General features: G+C 45.2%; 16 protein-coding genes. 1 reads left to right on the forward strand and 15 read right to left on the reverse strand.

The window, feature by feature from the left end; genetic code table 11:
- Positions 1-232 precede the first annotated feature (232 nt).
- On the reverse strand, positions 233-3,799 hold the full coding sequence (gene smc, locus BLV00_RS20540; protein ID WP_093046786.1) for a chromosome segregation protein SMC: 3,567 nt from the start codon (positions 3,797-3,799) through the stop codon (positions 233-235).
- 124 nt (positions 3,800-3,923) lie between these two features.
- Between smc and BLV00_RS20545 the strand changes: the two genes are divergently transcribed.
- Complete coding sequence (locus tag BLV00_RS20545; protein WP_093046787.1) at positions 3,924-4,145, forward strand: DUF1128 domain-containing protein; 222 nt, start codon at positions 3,924-3,926, stop codon at positions 4,143-4,145.
- Positions 4,146-4,194: 49 nt separating this feature from the next.
- Here BLV00_RS20545 and rnc read toward each other — a convergent pair whose 3' ends face one another.
- The 14 genes from rnc to BLV00_RS20615 form a co-directional block, all read right to left on the reverse strand.
- Positions 4,195-4,887 carry a ribonuclease III gene (gene rnc, locus BLV00_RS20550; protein WP_093046788.1) on the reverse strand — a complete coding sequence of 231 codons (693 nt, stop codon included), beginning with the start codon at positions 4,885-4,887 and terminating at the stop codon, positions 4,195-4,197.
- Positions 4,888-4,968: 81 nt separating this feature from the next.
- On the reverse strand, positions 4,969-5,202 hold the full coding sequence (gene acpP, locus BLV00_RS20555) for an acyl carrier protein (protein WP_062445806.1): 234 nt from the start codon (positions 5,200-5,202) through the stop codon (positions 4,969-4,971).
- A 101-nt stretch (positions 5,203-5,303) separates the two neighbouring features.
- Positions 5,304-6,044, reverse strand: coding sequence for a 3-oxoacyl-[acyl-carrier-protein] reductase (fabG, locus tag BLV00_RS20560; protein WP_093046789.1), 741 nt, complete (start codon positions 6,042-6,044; stop codon positions 5,304-5,306).
- Complete coding sequence (gene fabD / locus BLV00_RS20565; RefSeq protein WP_093046790.1) at positions 6,044-6,982, reverse strand: ACP S-malonyltransferase; 939 nt, start codon at positions 6,980-6,982, stop codon at positions 6,044-6,046. The genes fabG and fabD overlap by 1 nt, the downstream gene beginning before the upstream one ends.
- Positions 6,979-7,986, reverse strand: a complete 1,008-nt coding sequence (gene plsX, locus BLV00_RS20570) for a phosphate acyltransferase PlsX (RefSeq protein ID WP_093046791.1) — start codon at positions 7,984-7,986, stop codon at positions 6,979-6,981. The genes fabD and plsX overlap by 4 nt, the downstream gene beginning before the upstream one ends.
- The gene (gene fapR, locus BLV00_RS20575) at positions 7,983-8,564 is read right to left on the reverse strand and encodes a transcription factor FapR (protein ID WP_093046792.1); all 582 of its coding nucleotides are present in this window, start codon (positions 8,562-8,564) and stop codon (positions 7,983-7,985) included. The genes plsX and fapR overlap by 4 nt, the downstream gene beginning before the upstream one ends.
- Positions 8,565-8,793: 229 nt before the next feature.
- Positions 8,794-9,807, reverse strand: coding sequence for an ABC transporter ATP-binding protein (locus tag BLV00_RS20580; RefSeq protein ID WP_093046793.1), 1,014 nt, complete (start codon positions 9,805-9,807; stop codon positions 8,794-8,796).
- Complete coding sequence (locus BLV00_RS20585) at positions 9,804-10,745, reverse strand: C40 family peptidase (RefSeq protein WP_093046794.1); 942 nt, start codon at positions 10,743-10,745, stop codon at positions 9,804-9,806. The genes BLV00_RS20580 and BLV00_RS20585 overlap by 4 nt, the downstream gene beginning before the upstream one ends.
- 16 nt (positions 10,746-10,761) lie before the next feature.
- Positions 10,762-11,856 carry a mandelate racemase/muconate lactonizing enzyme family protein gene (locus tag BLV00_RS20590; RefSeq protein WP_093046795.1) on the reverse strand — a complete coding sequence of 365 codons (1,095 nt, stop codon included), beginning with the start codon at positions 11,854-11,856 and terminating at the stop codon, positions 10,762-10,764.
- Positions 11,857-11,876: 20 nt separating this feature from the next.
- A complete protein-coding gene (locus tag BLV00_RS20595; RefSeq protein ID WP_093046821.1) occupies positions 11,877-12,797 on the reverse strand; it encodes a S66 peptidase family protein in 921 nt (306 codons plus the stop codon).
- A gap of 140 nt (positions 12,798-12,937) precedes the next feature.
- Positions 12,938-14,566, reverse strand: coding sequence for a peptide ABC transporter substrate-binding protein (locus BLV00_RS20600; protein WP_093046796.1), 1,629 nt, complete (start codon positions 14,564-14,566; stop codon positions 12,938-12,940).
- 40 nt (positions 14,567-14,606) lie between these two features.
- Complete coding sequence (locus BLV00_RS20605) at positions 14,607-15,602, reverse strand: ABC transporter ATP-binding protein (RefSeq protein ID WP_093046797.1); 996 nt, start codon at positions 15,600-15,602, stop codon at positions 14,607-14,609.
- A 5-nt stretch (positions 15,603-15,607) separates the two neighbouring features.
- The gene (locus tag BLV00_RS20610; RefSeq protein WP_093046798.1) at positions 15,608-16,579 is read right to left on the reverse strand and encodes an ABC transporter permease; all 972 of its coding nucleotides are present in this window, start codon (positions 16,577-16,579) and stop codon (positions 15,608-15,610) included.
- Positions 16,576-17,508, reverse strand: coding sequence for an ABC transporter permease (locus tag BLV00_RS20615; protein WP_093046799.1), 933 nt, complete (start codon positions 17,506-17,508; stop codon positions 16,576-16,578). The genes BLV00_RS20610 and BLV00_RS20615 overlap by 4 nt, the downstream gene beginning before the upstream one ends.
- Positions 17,509-17,516 lie beyond the last annotated feature (8 nt).

Below are 17,516 nucleotides of genomic sequence, written 5' to 3' on the forward strand. Positions count from 1 at the left end.
GGTTTCCTCCTCTTCTACTTCTGGGACCTCTTCCTCTTCAGCAAGCTTCTCATCTGTTTTCGGACCTGAGGTTCCATTATCTTCGTCCGGTGCATTTATTTCGTCAATTCCCAGGTCTTGCTCTTCCAGATCTTCTGCCTGTTCCTGCTCCAGTTCTTTTAACTCTTGTTCAAAGGGGTCTAATATAAATTTGTCCTTTAATTTTTTGAAAAAGCTCATCCAATCTTCCTTTCTATACTTCTAGTAAGTCTTGAGATTCTTCCAGCCTTACAGAAACAAGCTTCGAAACGCCAGATTCCTGCATCGTGACTCCGTACAGTACATCCGACTCTTCCATCGTGCCTTTCCGGTGGGTGATGACGATGAATTGCGTATTTTTACTGAAGACTTTCAGATAACGCGCAAACCGATCGACATTGGCATCATCGAGCGCTGCTTCCACTTCATCCAACACACAGAACGGCACAGGACGCACTCGGAGGATGGCGAATAGCAGCGCAATCGCTGTCAAAGCACGTTCTCCCCCAGAAAGCAGGCTGAGATTCTGCAGCTTCTTACCTGGCGGCTGAGCTACGATATCCACCCCAGTCTCCAGCATATTATCAGGGTCGGTTAGTAGAAGGTCGGCTCGTCCCCCTCCAAATAACTCTTTGAATACCACCGAGAATTCCTGCTTGATTTGTGTAAATGTATCTTCAAACCTGCGCTCCATCTCCCCGTCCATTTCGGAAATGACAGAATATAATGTATCCTTCGCTTCATTCAAATCTGTCTGTTGTTCGCTCAAAAATTGGTACCGCTCCTGAATTCGATCATACTCATCAATCGCCCCGAGATTTACCGTACCCAGTTCATCAATGGCACGTTTGATAAGCTTGACTTTTGTCTTGCTTTCTTCAATATTTGTTGTGCGCTCATACTCTTTTTGGGCCCGTTCAAAAGTAAGAAAATATTCTTTTTGCAGGTAGTCCAGCATGTTTTCCAACTCTACATCCAGACGGTTCGCTTTGACCTCTTTATCCTGGATATCCTGGACGTAATGGTGATGGGTCCTGTTCTCTTCCTTCAACTGCACCTCTATCCGCTTGATCGTATCAGAATGCTCGTTGCGCTGTTCTCTACGGTCTGTAATCAGACGAGCTGTCTCTTCCTTAGCTGATTTTTTATCTTCAATTGCTTCTTCCAGTTCAGCTTCTGTCTGCTTGTTATGGGCAATATCCATCAACTGCTCGTATTGCTTTCTATTCTCTTCAACATGTTGTTCCAGTTCTTTCTTTTGGACTTGATATCCATACAGTTTCTCTTGTTGATTTTTCACTTCAGAATCCTGCTCAGCGAGTTTCAACTGTAATTCGTGCTGCTTTGCTTTCAAGTTTTCCTCATTCTCTGACTGTCGTTTTTCAGCTTCTGTGAGTGTATCAATTTCTTTTTGGGAAGCTGCCAACTGCTGTTCCAACTGTTCTAATTCACCAGCAAGGTCTTCAAATCTAGTCGTAAGCTGGTCCCGGTCCTGCTCATATTGTTCCTGGTCCTGGTCGAACAGTAATAACTGGTCATTCAGGTTTTGATGTTTCACCTGGGCTTCACGCAAGACTGCCCGTTTTTCCTGTTCCTGCTCTTTCAAATCTTCTCTTAATGTCCGAAGTTCCTGCAGTGCTGCCTGTTGATTAGTAGTGATGTTCTTCAATTGCTGCATCTCTTGTTCTGCCGCCATGGTCTTCTGCTGAAAAGACGAAAGCTTGTCGTTCAGTTCCTGCAATTCTCTTTCCCTCGTAAACAAGGATTGGTTGGTCTTTTTCTTTGCACCACCGGTCATCGCTCCACCCGGATTGATGACATCCCCTTCTAAGGTTACAATCCGGAAACGCCGCTGCATCGTTTGAGCAAGCGCGTTCGCTGTTTCCAGGTTTTCGGCTATCACAATATGGCCAAGTAAATGACGGATGGCACGATCATAACGGTCATCAAATTGAACCAAATCAGCAGCTACGCCGACAAAACCGGGTTGTCCGCTTACTCTGGAAGTCATATCTGCCGGAATGAAGCGTGGCTGTATCGTTTCAAGTGGCAGGAACGTCGCTCTGCCTTTATTGTGCTGGCGAAGCCAGTGGATTGCCTGGCGGGCGGAGGATTCATTTTGCATGATCACATGCTGAGCCTGGGCGCCAAGCGCTGTCTCGATGGCTGTAATCAAATCACTAGGAACATCGATCAATTCCAGCACCGCTCCTTCTACCCCTGACAAAAAGTGTTGCTCTCGCGCTTTCAGGACTTCCTTGACACCTTGGAAATAGCCAGAGAAGTCTTCTTTCATATCTTCCAGCATTTCTTTTTTTGATTTTAATTTCTCCACATACTGGTAACCCTGGTAAAGCTTGCTCTGCAGGTCCTGGTAGCGTTCCTGGCTGCTGTTCAGCTTTTCTTCCAGGTCGCTCAATTCCTGCTCTTTTTGTACCCGCTGCTCGTGGATATGGTTCACTTCACGCTCCAGCTTTTCTTTCTCGACAAGCAATTGTTCTCTTTCTTCTCGCATATCTTTAAATTTATCTTTTTGTACTTCACTTTTGGAACCGATTTGTTCCAATTGTCTCGCAATGGATTGTTTTTCATTTCGCTTAGCCGCTTGTTCATTCAATAATTCAATGTAATCACTTTTCAACTCTTCAATCTGCTCACCGATATTCTGATTCTCCAGCTCAAGCTGTCTGGCTGTTTCTTTTAACGCCTTTTTCGTATTGGACCGCTGTTCTTTCCAACTGTTCAGGTTGTTCTCATGTTCATCGCATAATTCCTTTGTCTGCGCTACCCTGTCTGAAAGTTGGCTGAATTCTTCTTCAAGCTTCGCTTTGTTCTCTTCAAAATGTTTAAATCGTTCTTTGACTAACTGTTTCTTTCCCTCTAAGTTCTCTAATTCCTGCGTCAAAACAAGCAGCTTCTCCTGAAGACTTTCCAGCGATTCATCCAACGCAAGCACTTGCTCGCGTTCGGCTTCGACAATCGCTTCTTTTTCTTCCATAGCCGTCTTTATTTCCGCTTTTTTCAATTTCATCTCTTCCAGGTTATTCAAAAGGCGCTGCCATTCTTCATTAACCGTTTCAATCTGGGCGATCAATAAAGAAATCTCCACTTGTTTCAATTCTTCTTTTTTCTCCAGGTAATCTTTCGCAATGGCTGCCTGTTCCTTCAAAGGTTCAAGCTGTCCTTCGATTTCATAAATGATGTCTTCCACACGATTTAGGTTTTCTTGTGTCTCTGCAAGTTTATATTCGGCTTTTTTCTTACGTTGCTTATATTTCAACACCCCTGCAGCTTCTTCAAAAATACTGCGCCTTTCTTCAGCTTTTGAGCTCAGGATTTCTTCCACTTTTCCCTGACTGATAATGGAGAAGGCTTCTCTCCCCAGCCCGGAATCCATGAATAAATTGACAATATCCTTCAAACGACAGGCTTGTTTATTGATATAAAAAGCACTATCACCCGATCGGTATACTCTCCGGGTGACACTGACCTCCTGGTAATCCAGCGGGAGGGTTTGATCTTCATTATCCAATGTCAACGTCACTTCTGCCATGTTCATTGCGTTTCTTGTATCGCTGCCTGCAAAAATGATATCTTCCATTTTACTGCCTCTTAATGAGCGGGCAGACTGTTCACCGAGTACCCAACGGATCGCATCGGTAATATTACTCTTTCCACTGCCATTCGGTCCTACCACAGAAGTGACACCAGGGACAAAATCTACGGTGACCCGTTCAGCAAAAGACTTGAATCCAACTGTATCTAAACGTTTGAGGAACATCTGCATCCTCCTATGTATTTAACTTTCATTTGATTTATCGTTTGCATTTCAACTCATTTATTTTATCATAAACAATAAGGCTATAGAAGAAGCCAAGCAACCCTGCTGTGAGGAGGAAACCATTATGAGCTTAAATGAACCGACCCAAGAAAACTTAGAAACGATCATCAACGACCTGGCTGACCGTCTGCAGGTCGTCAACCGTTCCATTATGGACCCTGCCGATTATGACCTTGACAACTATGATGAAATCAAATCCCTGCATGATATGGTTGTAACCAAAGGGCAGTTAAGTGTGTCAGAAACCCAGGCATTTGTCCAGGAGCTGGGTGCCTACCGAAAATAATGCAATGTCAAGAGAAAGCCGCGCAGAATCTGCGCGGCTTTCTTCTACCTTATTTACATGCGCCTGCTTTTCGGAGCGCTTCTTCAGCAGCTTTTTGCTCTGCTTCTTTTTTGGTTCGACCGATTCCGACACCCGCAGTCTCATTCTGGATGCGGACATGGGCGACGAATTCACGGTTGTGTGCCGGCCCAAGCTCTTCGACAATTTCATATTCGATGACCCTGTTTTTTTCACGCTGGACAAACTCCTGCAGCTGGCTTTTGAAATCCATCGCATGCGAAAAAGCACCTTTTTTAACCTTTGGATACACATATTTTTCCAAAAAGGCAAGGACAGCCTCATACCCTTGATCCAGATAGAGCGCACCAATGAAGGCCTCGAAAACATCCGCAAGCAGCGCCGGGCGGTTTCTTCCCCCAGTCATCTCTTCCCCTTTACCTAACTGGATAAGCTCACTGAAGTTCAATTCATCAGCAAAACGAACCAGGGAAATTTCACAGACGATGGAGGCACGCAGCTTTGTCAGTTCCCCTTCACTCATATCGGGATATTTGCGATAGAGATATTGGGACACCCCAAGCTCAAGTACTGCGTCGCCTAAAAATTCAAGACGCTCGTTGTCCTTGCGATCTGTCTTACGATGCTCATTCACATAAGATGAATGGGTAAATGCTTGTTTTAAAATATCCACATCATTGAAATGGATACCGATTTTCTCTTGAAAGGTTGAAAAGTCTTCCATCGCTCACCTAAACCCTTTCAGTTTGATTTGATGAAATATAGGAAGGGCTGTCCACTTGAGGGACAGCTCCTTGCCAACTGTTTATTGGATGCTGTTTATGTAATTCACAGCGTCACCAACAGTATTGATTTTTTCTGCTTCTTCATCAGCGATCTCTGTATCGAATTCATCTTCAAGCTCCATTACAAGCTCAACTACATCCAAAGAATCCGCTTCAAGATCATCTTTGAAGGAAGCCTCCATTGTAACCTTAGATTCATCTACATCAAGACGGTCAACAATGATTTGTTTGACACGATCAAAAGTATCTGCCATAAGACTTCACCTCCCTTCCGTTATTATAGTAGAAATTCCATAGAAAAACTAGATGATTCAACATTTATGATTTCAACCGGTGTAATTTACCGGGTCCATCCTTACATTACCATGCCGCCATCGACATGGATTGTCTGGCCAGTCATATAACTGCTGTCTTCAGAGGCCAGGAAACGAACCACATTTGCGATATCTTTTCCTTCACCAAGGCGGTTTAACGGAATCATTTTCAACATTTCTTCCCGCTGTTCTTCTGTCAATTCATCGGTCATATCTGTTGTGATGAAGCCAGGAGCTACGGCATTTACAAGAATATTTCTTGCTGCCAGTTCTTTTGCATTTGATTTTGTCATCCCGATGACACCAGCTTTTGCTGCCACGTAATTCGCCTGTCCAGGATTTCCGGATACGCCTACGATGGATGCGATATTGATGATCCGGCCGCTTTTTTGCTTCATCATTGGACGGGTAACAGCTTTGGTAGTCAGGAACACACCTTTCAGGTTGGTATCGATCACCTGGTCGAATTCTTCTTCTTTCATACGCATCAACAGGTTATCTTTGGTAATACCAGCATTGTTCACCAGGATATCCAGGCGGCCAAAAGCTTCCATGGTCTGTTTGACCATACCTTTTACATCGGCTTCTTTTGATACGTCTGCCTGTATTTTGATCGCTTTTCCGCCATTAGCCTCGATTTCATCTACAACTTCCTGTGCTTTTGCTTCACTGCCTGCGTAGTTGACAGCGACGGCGACGCCTTTATCAGCAAGTTCCAGGGCGATCGCTCGTCCAATACCACGTGACGCGCCTGTAACCAGCGCTACTTGATTCTCCAACATTACGAATCCTCCTTATACCAGTCAATGAATGCTTGCAATGTTTCTGGATCCTGAATATTGAATGTCTTCATTCTCCGTTTTACTTTACGAACCAATCCACTCAATACTTTACCATGTCCTACTTCTACGATGGCATCGATATCCTGATCAACAAACTTTTCCAGAATTTCCTGGAACCGGACAGGAGAGTAGAGTTGCTCGACTAATAGCTCTTCGATCATTTCTTTATCTTGTACGGCTTCAGCCGTAACATTTGCATAGACAGGGATGGCAGCATCCGATAGCTCTGCTTCCTGCAATGCTTTGGAGAAATCTTCACTAGCCGGCTTCATCAGACGGGAATGGAACGGACCGCTCACATTCAGTGGGAGGACACGTTTGGCTCCAGCATCTTTTAATAAATCTGATGCTTTTTCTACACCTTCTTTGCTTCCTGAGATAACAATTTGACCAGGGCAGTTAATGTTCGCCAGATCTACAATTTCTCCTTCGATTTTATCCAGAACTTCCTGGATAGCATCTTGCTCAAGACCCAGAACAGCAGCCATTGCCCCCTTACCGGTTGGGTAAGCATGCTCCATCAGTTGTCCCCGCTTTTGAACCAGTGCTGCCGCTTCAAGAGGCTGTAATGATCCGGAGGCCACCAGCGCGCTGTATTCACCCAGACTGTGGCCGGCTGTCATTACCGGTTCAATTCCTTCTTTTTTAAGGAGGGATACGATGGCAGCACTATTCACTAACAGCGCTGGCTGAGCATGTTCTGTTTTCGTCAGTTCCTCCTGTGGTCCTTCAAACATCAACTTCGTCAAAGAGACGCCGAGTTGATCATCTGCTTGTTCAAATAATTCTTTCACTTCGTCATATGTTTCAAACAACGCTTTCCCCATTCCAACTTCCTGGGAACCTTGGCCGGGGAATATAAAAGCTACACGTTTCATGCTTCTTCCTCCTCTGCTTCCTGGATATTCTTCACCGTTTCAGCTATTTTTGTTGTAACATCCTCTTCCACCATGTGGGAAGCTTGTTTAATGGCATTGAAAACCGCTCTGGCATTAGAAGAACCATGGGCTTTGATGACAGGGGCGGCAAGCCCGAACAGCCCGGCGCCGCCATATTCGGAGTAATCGAGTTGATCCTTCAGCTGTTTCAAATCATTTTTTACCAGACCGGCTGCTAGTTTCGTTTTAAAGTTAGACATAAAGGTTTCTTTTATCATAGAAAACATCGTCATTGCAGTGCCTTCAATCGTTTTCAGTGCAATGTTGCCACTGAAACCATCCGTAACCACGACATCAGCAACGCCCTCGAGAAGGTCACGTGCTTCGACATTTCCGATAAAATTCACTGGCGCTTCTTGCAATTCGGCAAAAGCTTTTTTGGCAAGCTCACTGCCTTTTCCATTTTCCGTGCCGACATTCAACAAGCCGACTCTCGGCTGCTTGATTCCTCTGACTTTCTCTGAGTAAATGGATCCCATGATGCCATATTGAACCAGATGATGCGCTTTAGCATCGACATTGGCACCAACATCGAGTAAAAGGAACCCTCTACCGTCTACAGTCGGAAGCGTCGGGCTTAGAGCTGGCCGTTCGATCCCTTTGATTCTTCCGACAATAAAGAGTCCGGCGCTCATCAATGCACCGGTATTGCCGGCAGAGATGCAGGCATCGGCCCTTCCTTCTTTCACTTCCTCGGCCATCAGTACCATGGAAGCTTGTTTTTTTCGGCGAACCGCTCTTACCGGTTCATCCTCGCTGGTTATTTTTTCATTTGTATGTATGATCGTAATATTATTAGTATCTTTCACCAATGGTTTGATTTGTTCTTCATCGCCTACTAACGTAACCTGTAGGTTCGTATCGGTTTTCACCGCTTCTATCGCACCTTTTACAATCTCACCAGGTGCATGATCCCCGCCCATTGCGTCGATTGCGATTCTCATGACTGCTGCTGCCCCCTCTGTTCATTCGAGCGATACATTTCAAATACTCCAGAAAACACTGTTTCATTTTCTACATAACTATACACTTCGACGACGGTCCGTCCCTTTTCATCGACCCCGGTGACAGAGGCTTTTGCTACCACACGTTCTCCTTTTGTCACCTGGCGGGTAAAACGGATCTCTGCCTTGGCCGTAAGTGCCAGTTCATCGTTAATGACGGCGACCGCCAATGAATTAGCCTGGGCGAATAAATGATGTCCCCGAGCAATATCATTTCGGGAAAACACATGCTCCCGGTCGATATCCAAAATAGAAATGGCCCGTTGATCTAACTCTAAATCTACAATTTCACCGATAACTTCTTCGATTGGTAACGCCTTTACCGTTTCATTCCATTCATTTCTAGCTACAGATTTAATTCTTTCTCTCAGCTCTGGAATGGTAAGTTCCATACGGTCAAGCCTGATCGTCTGGATACTGACACCGAACTTTTTCGCCAGATCTTCATCTGTAATGAATGGAGTGGATTCGATCGTTTCTTTTAATTCTTTTTGACGTGTTCGTTTATCCTTTTTCATATTTGCCATCCACCGTCCGAATTATGACTAGGTACTAATAGTAATATATAATACCAAATAGGCGAATGCAAGAGTAAGGGTATAAGATAAGTAAAAACGCTCTATTGACAGTAATTCGGAAAGTGAGTTAATCCCCTGCCCTTAATAGAAAAAACAAAAAAGCAAAGGCTTGCAGATAAACTGTGTGGTTATCTACAAGCCTAGATATTAACGATGATAGCCTTTCTGCTCAATTCAATTGTTTGGGTTTATGTTTTATTGGTGTTTTGTCTTTTATGTCATCATTATAAAGGTGACACGCAACGAAATGATTGTCATCCACTGCCTGCCAGACAGGCTTCGTAGTGGCGCATGCTTCCATCGCCATTGGACAGCGGGTGCGGAACACACATCCGCTCGGCGGATCGATCGGGCTGGGTAGTTCTCCTTCCAAAATCACACGTTCCCTGCTTTCTTCAACATCAGGGTCTGGGATCGGGATCGCTGATAATAACGCTTGCGTATAAGGATGTTTCGGGTTTTCATAAAGACTGTCACTGTCGGTCAATTCTACTAAATGGCCAAGATACATGACTCCGATCCGGTCGGAAATGTGACGTACCATCGATAGATCATGGGCAATGAATAAGTAGGTCAGTCCTTTTTCTTCTTGTAATCTCTCTAATAGATTCACCACTTGAGCCTGGACAGAAACATCCAGGGCAGAAATCGGTTCGTCTGCAATAATAAAGTCAGGGTCCAGTGCCAGGGCGCGGGCAACCCCGATCCGCTGCCTTTGCCCACCGCTGAATTCATGGGGATACCTGGTAGCATGATCACGGTTCAGTCCTACCTCTTCCAGTAATTGATAGACTCGCTCCATCCGCTTCTTTTTATCCGGATACAAATCATGCACAATCATTGGCTCTGATATGATCTCTCCTACTGTAGAACGCGGATTTAAGGAGGCGTAAGGGTCCTGGAAAATCATTTGCATATTCCGGTAGAATTTGAATTTCTCCTGTTCGTCCAGTTCATGAACATCTTTCCCACCATAGCTGACCTGGCCGTCCGTCCGGTTGTACAACCCCATAATCGTTCTGCCGATGGTAGATTTGCCACAGCCAGACTCCCCGACAAGCCCGAATGTCTCTCCCTGGTACACATCAAAACTGACATCATCCACGGCCTTGAGATTACGACCTTTGCCAAGGTTAAAATGCTTTTTCAATTCATTCACTTGTAGTATGACTTTGCTGCTCATGCTGGTTCCTCCGTCTCCTGCCAGTAGCGTCTGGCTGCGCATAGTTCTTTTTCATATATCGTTCCTCCCAAGGTTCTGACTTCAATCCCCTTCCCTGTACTTGGAGAATGAAGCATTTTTCCATCTCCATAATAGATACCGACGTGATGGATGTTTCCTTGTCCTTCTTCATAAGCGAAAAACAACAGGTCGCCGGGCATGAGGTGGTCAAATGAAATTTCCTCCCCCGCTTTAGCCTGGTCGGAAGCATCACGTGGGATTTGATAGCCTGCCGCTTTATGCATATTATAGGCAAAACCGGAACAGTCATAACCGTAGGCACTCATGCCTCCCCAAAAATAAGGAAGGCCGATAAAAGCTTCACCGAGGCGGACGATATTGACTCCATTTTCTTTTTTCATCCCAAGTGATTCAGCAAATATGGTCGAATCTTCTCTTGGTATATAAGCTGAGCCGTGAGGAGAACTAACCCTGACAGAAGTTTCAAGGACTTCCTGAACAGGCAGCATCGTCATGTAGCTTAATTCAAGTATTTCGTTCCCGGATTCCTCTTTCAACACGGTTTTTTTGCTGGATACTACTGCCGTTTTGTCCGTCTCCCATAGCTGTGTTGTAATCGGCTGCAGCTGGGCCAGCGGGACCCAGCCCGGATAACCCCGTTCATCTTTTTTTGAAGGCTGAGTAGGGATGATGACATGGGCCCAGCCATTATTTTTATCCGTTACCATCACTTCTTCTCCGTATAAAAGCTGGGACTGGACCAGGTTTTCATCACAAAGCTCCAGGCGTTTTTCTCTGGTGAGACGCTTCAGCCATTCGTTAAGATTCACCGGGTTGGACAACCCGGGTTCATCCAGTTCCCTTGGTGATGTTGGAGCTGTCCAAACCGTGGCTGCCGTTACACTCACGATATAATTTTCATGCGTTTCTTCAAGCATCAGGTTCCCTCCTTTTTTAATTGTTAATGAATTGCTTTTTTATTTCCTTAATGCCTAGTCCTGTAGCCGAGGGTAGATGAATGTGTTTTCCTTGATACTGGACTCCGCCGTCCAGTACGTCATCCGCCAGCATCAGAGGGGCATCAAAGTCGTAGCGTGTCACATTCTTTTGGCTGGCCGCAAAGTGACAGGCGGCTGTTATTCCTATTTTAGTTTCAATCATGCTTCCTACCATGCATTCCACTCCATAACTCTCTGCTATGGTCGCTATTTTCAGAGCCTGGTAGATGCCGCCGCTCTTCATCAGCTTGATATTTATCAAGTCGGCACTTTCTGTTTCTAATACCTGCCTTGCATCAAATAGGGAAAACACGCTCTCATCTGCCATAATCGGTGTATCTACTTGCTCCTTCACTTGCTTTAAACCTGCAAGATCATGAGCTTTGACCGGTTGTTCAACCAGTTCGATATTTAAACCTGAATCTTCCATTTTTCTGATTGCATATACCGCTTCTTTCGGCTTCCAGCCCTGATTGGCATCAAGTCGGATAAGTATGTCTGTACCAGCCGCTTTACGTACCGCCTGAATACGCTTGATATCCATATCAATATCATCTTTGCCCACTTTCACTTTCAATGCATCAAAACCATTTTTTATGTACCGGACGGTGTCCTTAGCCATTTCTTCTACCGTGTTAACACTCACGGTGTAATCTGTTTCCAGCAGGTTCCGATAACCTCCGAGAAACTGGTAGAGCGGCATGCCGGCATACTGGGAAAGACAGTCATAAAGAGCCATATCGATGGCTGCTTTGGCACTCGTATTTCCGATTATCAACCGGTGAAGCATCTCAAAAACCCTCTCTCGCTCTAACAGCGACATTCCCAGCAGATTGGGAGCGATAATATCTTCCACCGCCGTCTCTATACTTGCCAGGCTTTCTCCGGTGATGACATGGGTAGGCGGTGCTTCCCCGAATCCTACGGTGCCATCGTCACAGGTAACTTTGACAACGAGGCTTTCTGCCACCGTAACCGTACGTAGGGCAGTTTTAAACGGCGTATGAAGGGGAGCGGATATCCGAAAAGTTTCTATTGCCTGCAGTTTCATAGGAACACTCCTCAATTTGTTTATTTCACTCCTGGAGCGATAGTAAGGGATAATTTCTTTGTTGACATTTCAGCATGTACGCCGAGTGGAACAGCGAAATGAGGCTGGCAATGGCCAATTTTGAAGCCCGCTATTATCGGCTTATTCAGATCGCTCAAGTAATCACTTAAAACTTGTGAAAGACTGAGAGATTCTTTGCGCTTGGAAGGTTCAGCATTCTTGAAATCACCTATAAGAATACCCGCTGCCTCATCAAGCTTTCCACTTAACTTCAGTTGATTCAGCATACCGTCAACCCTGTAGGGTTCTTCATCAATATCTTCGATCAATAATAATTTTCCTTTTGCCTCCAATTCATAAGGGGTGCCAAGAGTGCTCACAAGCAAAGATAAATTGCCGCCCACCAGCTCTCCGGAAACTGCTCCTTCGGAAATGATCATTAATTCGGAGTAAGAGGTGGAATAGTTCAATTCAGCAGGAGCGAACAGCTGACGGAACATATCCTGCGATTTCTCATGAAAATCATCTTTGCCGATATCGGAGCTGAGCATCGGACCGTGAAAGGTAACGAGCCCTGTCTGCTGACGTATCGCTGTATGTAAATAAGTGATGTCGCTGTAGCCCCAGAAAGGCTTTGGATTTTCTTTTACCAGCTTGTAATCAATCTTCCCGGCAATTCGGCCTGTACCATAACCGCCACCAGCACAAAATATCCCTTTGATGTCCGGATTCCGGAACATGGCATGGAAATCAGACAATCGGTCTTCATCTTTTCCTGCCAGGTAGCCATAGACATCTTTCACATGATTTCCCAGTACGACCTCGAGACCAAGGGATTCTATAAACGGGAAAGCCTGATACATCTGATCAATATTCGGAGGACTTGCCGGTGCAATGACACCTATTTTATCCCCTTTATGTAAACGATTTGGTAACAGCATCTTCATCCCTGCCTTCCGTATGTAAAAAGGGACCGGGAGCAAGGATCAGCCATTGATCTGTTGCCAGATTTTGCTTCCATCGGCGCCTGCCCCGTCCCTCTTTATATCTAACTTATTAGGAAACTATTTTATTCCACCTATTAATTGATTTCTGCCCATTTCAATTCCAAGTACCCGACTGGATGACGGACAATATTTTTCACTTTATCCTTCTGCAATACGACCTGGTTGTAGAAATGGATCGGAAAGATCGGCATTTCTTCAAATAAAATCTTCTCTGCTTCATACATATATTCGAAACGTTTCTCTTCATCTGCTTCGTTCTTCGCATTCGCGATCAACTTGTCATATTCCTCATTGGACCAGCCAGTACGGTTCATGGAAGAATCTGTTGTAAAGCTTTCCAGGAAGTTGATCGGGTCAGCATAGTCAGCAAGGAAGGAGCTTCGTGATAATTGGTGCTTCAAATCTTTTTGATCCTGCAAGAACACATTCCACTCGGTATTTTCCAGCGTGATATCGACACCAAGATTCTCTTTGTACATGTTTTGGATGGTTTCTGCGATCGCTTTGTGGGAATCGCTGGTATTATACGTTAATGTGACTGGACGAAGTTTTTCATACCCTTCTTCTTCCATTCCTTCTTCTAACAGCTGTTTTGCTTTTTCCGGATCGTGTTCGACAAGCTTACCATTTTGTTCACGGAAATCATTTCCTGCTGGGTCCGTAAACCCATAGGATACAAAGCCATAAGCCGGCTCTTCCTTGTTTTTGGTTACATAGTCAACGATATCTTGCTGGTTGATAGCCATCGCGAACGCTTTACGGATTTTTTCATTTGTAAATGGTTCCTGATTGACATTGAAGCGGTAGAAATACGTACCTGCCTGATCTTCAATCACTACATTTTCATTATCCAGCAGTTGTTCTGCCATTTCGCTTGGAATGCCTGAAGTATCGAGGTCACCGCTTTCATACATTTGATATTCTGTGTTGGTATCGTTGACCATCGCCCACTCTACCTTATCCAGCTTGACGGTTTCTGCATCCCAGTACTCGTCGTTCTTTTCCATGACCAGTTTGCTGTCGTGCTTCCATTCTGCAATTTTGAATGGTCCGTTTCCTACAAAAGAGTCAGCTTCTGAGAACCACTCTTCATTTTCGCTTTGGACCTTTTCGTTGATTGGGAAGAAAGCAGGGTTGGAAATGACATTCAAGAAATACCCTGTTGGTGAAGTCAATGTCACTTTCAACGTTTTTTCATCCACAGCTTCTACCATTACACCATCCTTGGTACCTTCTCCCGTGTTATAAGCTTCTGCCCCTTCAATGAAATAGCCAAGGAAAGCTGCTGGAGATGCTGTTTCCGGGTCAAGCAGACGCTTCCAGGCAAATTCAAAGTCTCCAGCTGTAACCGGGTCGCCATTGGACCAGTTGGCATCCTCACGAATATGGAATGTATATACCTTTCCATCTTCTGAAACCTCCCATTTCTCTGCAGTCGCTGCTGCAGGCTCATGGGACTCATCCAATCTGGTCATCCCTTCCATTAAGTTGTTCAATACATTCCATGAATACGAATCAAAACCAATCGGCGGATCCAGGGAAGTAGGTTCTGTACCATTATTCAGCTTCAGTACCTTTTCTTCACTCGAAGCTTCCCCACCTCCTTCTTTCTCCTCGTCACTGCCAGAGCTGCCACTTGTCGTACAGGCGGACAAAACTACTGCCACCATTACGGCTAAAAACATCATCAGCCATTTTTTCATGTTACGTTCCCCCTTCTAGGTATGTATTTATCTTGAGGCTTCACTTGGAAGCCAACAATTTGATCGCCCGCTCGTCCTGGAGCCAACACTCGACCTGGTGCGTTTCACTGAGTTCAGTCTGCATAGGATAAACCCGCTCGCACACTTCCATCGCTTTCGGACATCTGGCTGTAAATGGACATCCGATCGGTGGTGAAAATAAATCCGGAGGTGTCCCGTCAATCGGTATCAGCTTCCCTTCCCGCCGGTCCAACCGCGGCACTGAAGTCAATAAACCATTTGTATAGGGGTGCTGGGGATGATAGAATATTTCTTTTTTCGTCCCAACCTCGATAATCTTACCAGCATACATGACAGCGATCCGGTCGGCTATTTTTGCTACGACGCCTAAATCGTGGGTAATCAGAATGATAGCTACCCCGGTCTGTTCCTGGATACGTTCGAATAGTTCCAGGATTTGCGCCTGAATCGTCACATCAAGCGCCGTAGTCGGCTCGTCAGCAATCAAGAGTTCTGGTTCACAAATCAATGCCATCGCAATGACAATCCGCTGCCGCATTCCTCCACTGAACTGATGGGGATATAAACCAAGTCTTTCTTCCGGATTTGGAATGCCTACTAATTCCAGCATTTCTATCGCTTTTTGTTTTGCTTCCTGGTTTGAGACAGATGTATGCTGTTTCAGACCCTCGGTCAGCTGGTTGCCTACCGTTAACGTAGGATTCAATGCGGTCATCGGATCCTGAAAGATCATGGAAATATCCACACCCCTGATCTTCCGCATTTGTTTTTCAGGAAGATGACGCAACTCTTTTTCTTTGAATTGTATCGTTCCATTTGTAATCCTTCCTGGCGGCTGAGGAATCAACCGCATAATCGAATTGGCAGTCACGCTTTTCCCACAGCCGGATTCCCCGACTATCGCAAGCGTCTCACCCTTATATAAGTCAAAGCTGACTCCTCTTACGGCCTGTACTTCCCCGCCATAAGTCAAAAAGGAAACTTCAAGGTCTTTCACTTCCAGTAATTTTTCCAATGTTGTCACCTCCTGAGCTTAGGATCCAGTGCATCCTGAAGCCCGTCTCCAAGTACGTTGAATGCAAACATGGTTGCAGATATGAAAAATGCAGGGAAAAACAGCCTCCACCAGTGGCCGGATAATATGGTCCCTAAGGCATCATTAGCCATTACTCCCCAGCTGGCATAAGGAGATTGGATTCCCAGACCCAGGAAGCTCAAAAATGCTTCTGCGAAAATAGCTGTCGGTACCGTCAATGTCATTTGGACAATGATTGGGCCCATGGTATTAGGAAGCAGATTCTTCCGGATGATCCGCCAGGTTTTCGTCCCAAATGACTGGGAAGCTAACACAAATTCATAATTCTTGATCTGTAGTACCTGCCCGCGTACAATCCGCGCCATTCCAACCCACCCTGTCACGGTGAGTGCAATGATGATGGTCAAGAGGCTTGGGCCCATAACGACCAAAAGCAGGATGACTACCAGCAGGTATGGCAATCCGTAAAGGATTTCAATGATACGCATCATGCTGCTGTCGATACGTCCGCCTTTATAACCGGCAATACCGCCATAAATGACCCCGATGAAGAAATCAATCATTGCTGCCATCAAACCGACAAATAAGGAAATCCGTGCCCCATACCAGGTCCTCGTAAATACATCCCTTCCCAGGTTATCGGTACCGAACCAATGGGTACCTGAAGGAGGCTGATTCTGATTAGCCGGTATCCCTTCCTGAACGGTGTAAGGAGACAATATTGGACCGAAAATTGCCATAAGTGCTAAAAATATCAGAAATAACAGTCCGCCCATGGCCAGTTTGTTTTTGACCAGTCGCCTCCAGGCATCCTGCCAGTAGGACAACGAAGGACGTACGACCTTTTCCGAGTCTTTCTGGCTATTTTCTTTGGGTTTAAACCATTCGTCAGGAATATCATGGACAGCAGGAGAATGTTTTGTTTTTTGTTCTTCCGCAAGGTGATTCATGCTCATTCCCCTTCCTTCTTATGCATTTTGATTCTGGGGTCCAGGAGTCCGTAGGCGATATCAACCAAGAACAACATAAAGACTAAGAAAAAGCTGTAGAATACGGTCGTACCCATAATCAAAGGATAATCCCGCTGGTTAATGCCTTCGATGAAATACCTGCCCATACCAGGAATAGCGAATATTTTTTCGATGACAAACGTTCCTGTCAGGATACCAGCCAGCAAGGTTCCAAGAATGGTAACAACAGGCATCAAGGCATTTTTCAATGCGTGTTTGAAAATGATTTTATATGGTTTTAATCCCTTTGCTTTTGCCGTTTTAATATAATCCTGTGTCAGCACTTCCAACATGCTCGATCTTGTCAGCCTTGCGATGATTGCCATTGGACCTGTAGCCAGCGCCAGTGTAGGCAACACCATATGAGTCGGGCTTGACCAGGTCGCAGCAGGGAAAATGCCCCAATCGACAGCGAGCTTTTGAATCAACAGTGTTGCCAGTACAAAGTTAGGGATTGAAATTCCAAGTACGGCTACGGTCATCGCTAAATAATCGATAATGCCGTTATGTTTGAGCGCTGCCAGCACGCCGAGAATAATCCCGGAAATAAGGGCAACCATGACGGTAACAATTCCTAACTCAAAGGAAATCGGAAATCCTCGTCCCAATAAGTCATTGACCGTTTCCGTAGGGTGCTTGATCGATGGACCGAAGTCCAGTGTCGCAATAGATTTCAAGTAAATAAGGTACTGGATAAATAACGGTTCATCCAAATGGTAGTGGGACTCCAGGTTTGCCTGAACTGCTGCATTGGTTCCTCTTTCCTGATTTAACGGGGAACCAGGTATGGCATGCATCAAAAAGAATGTAAGCGTCGCAATGATCAACACCGTTGCAATCATAATTAAAAAACGTTTTATTATGTATCTCGTCATACAGGCAC

Source organism: Thalassobacillus cyri (assembly GCF_900107755.1).
In the GTDB taxonomy this organism is placed as follows: Bacteria; Bacillota; Bacilli; order Bacillales; family Halobacillaceae; genus Thalassobacillus; species Thalassobacillus cyri.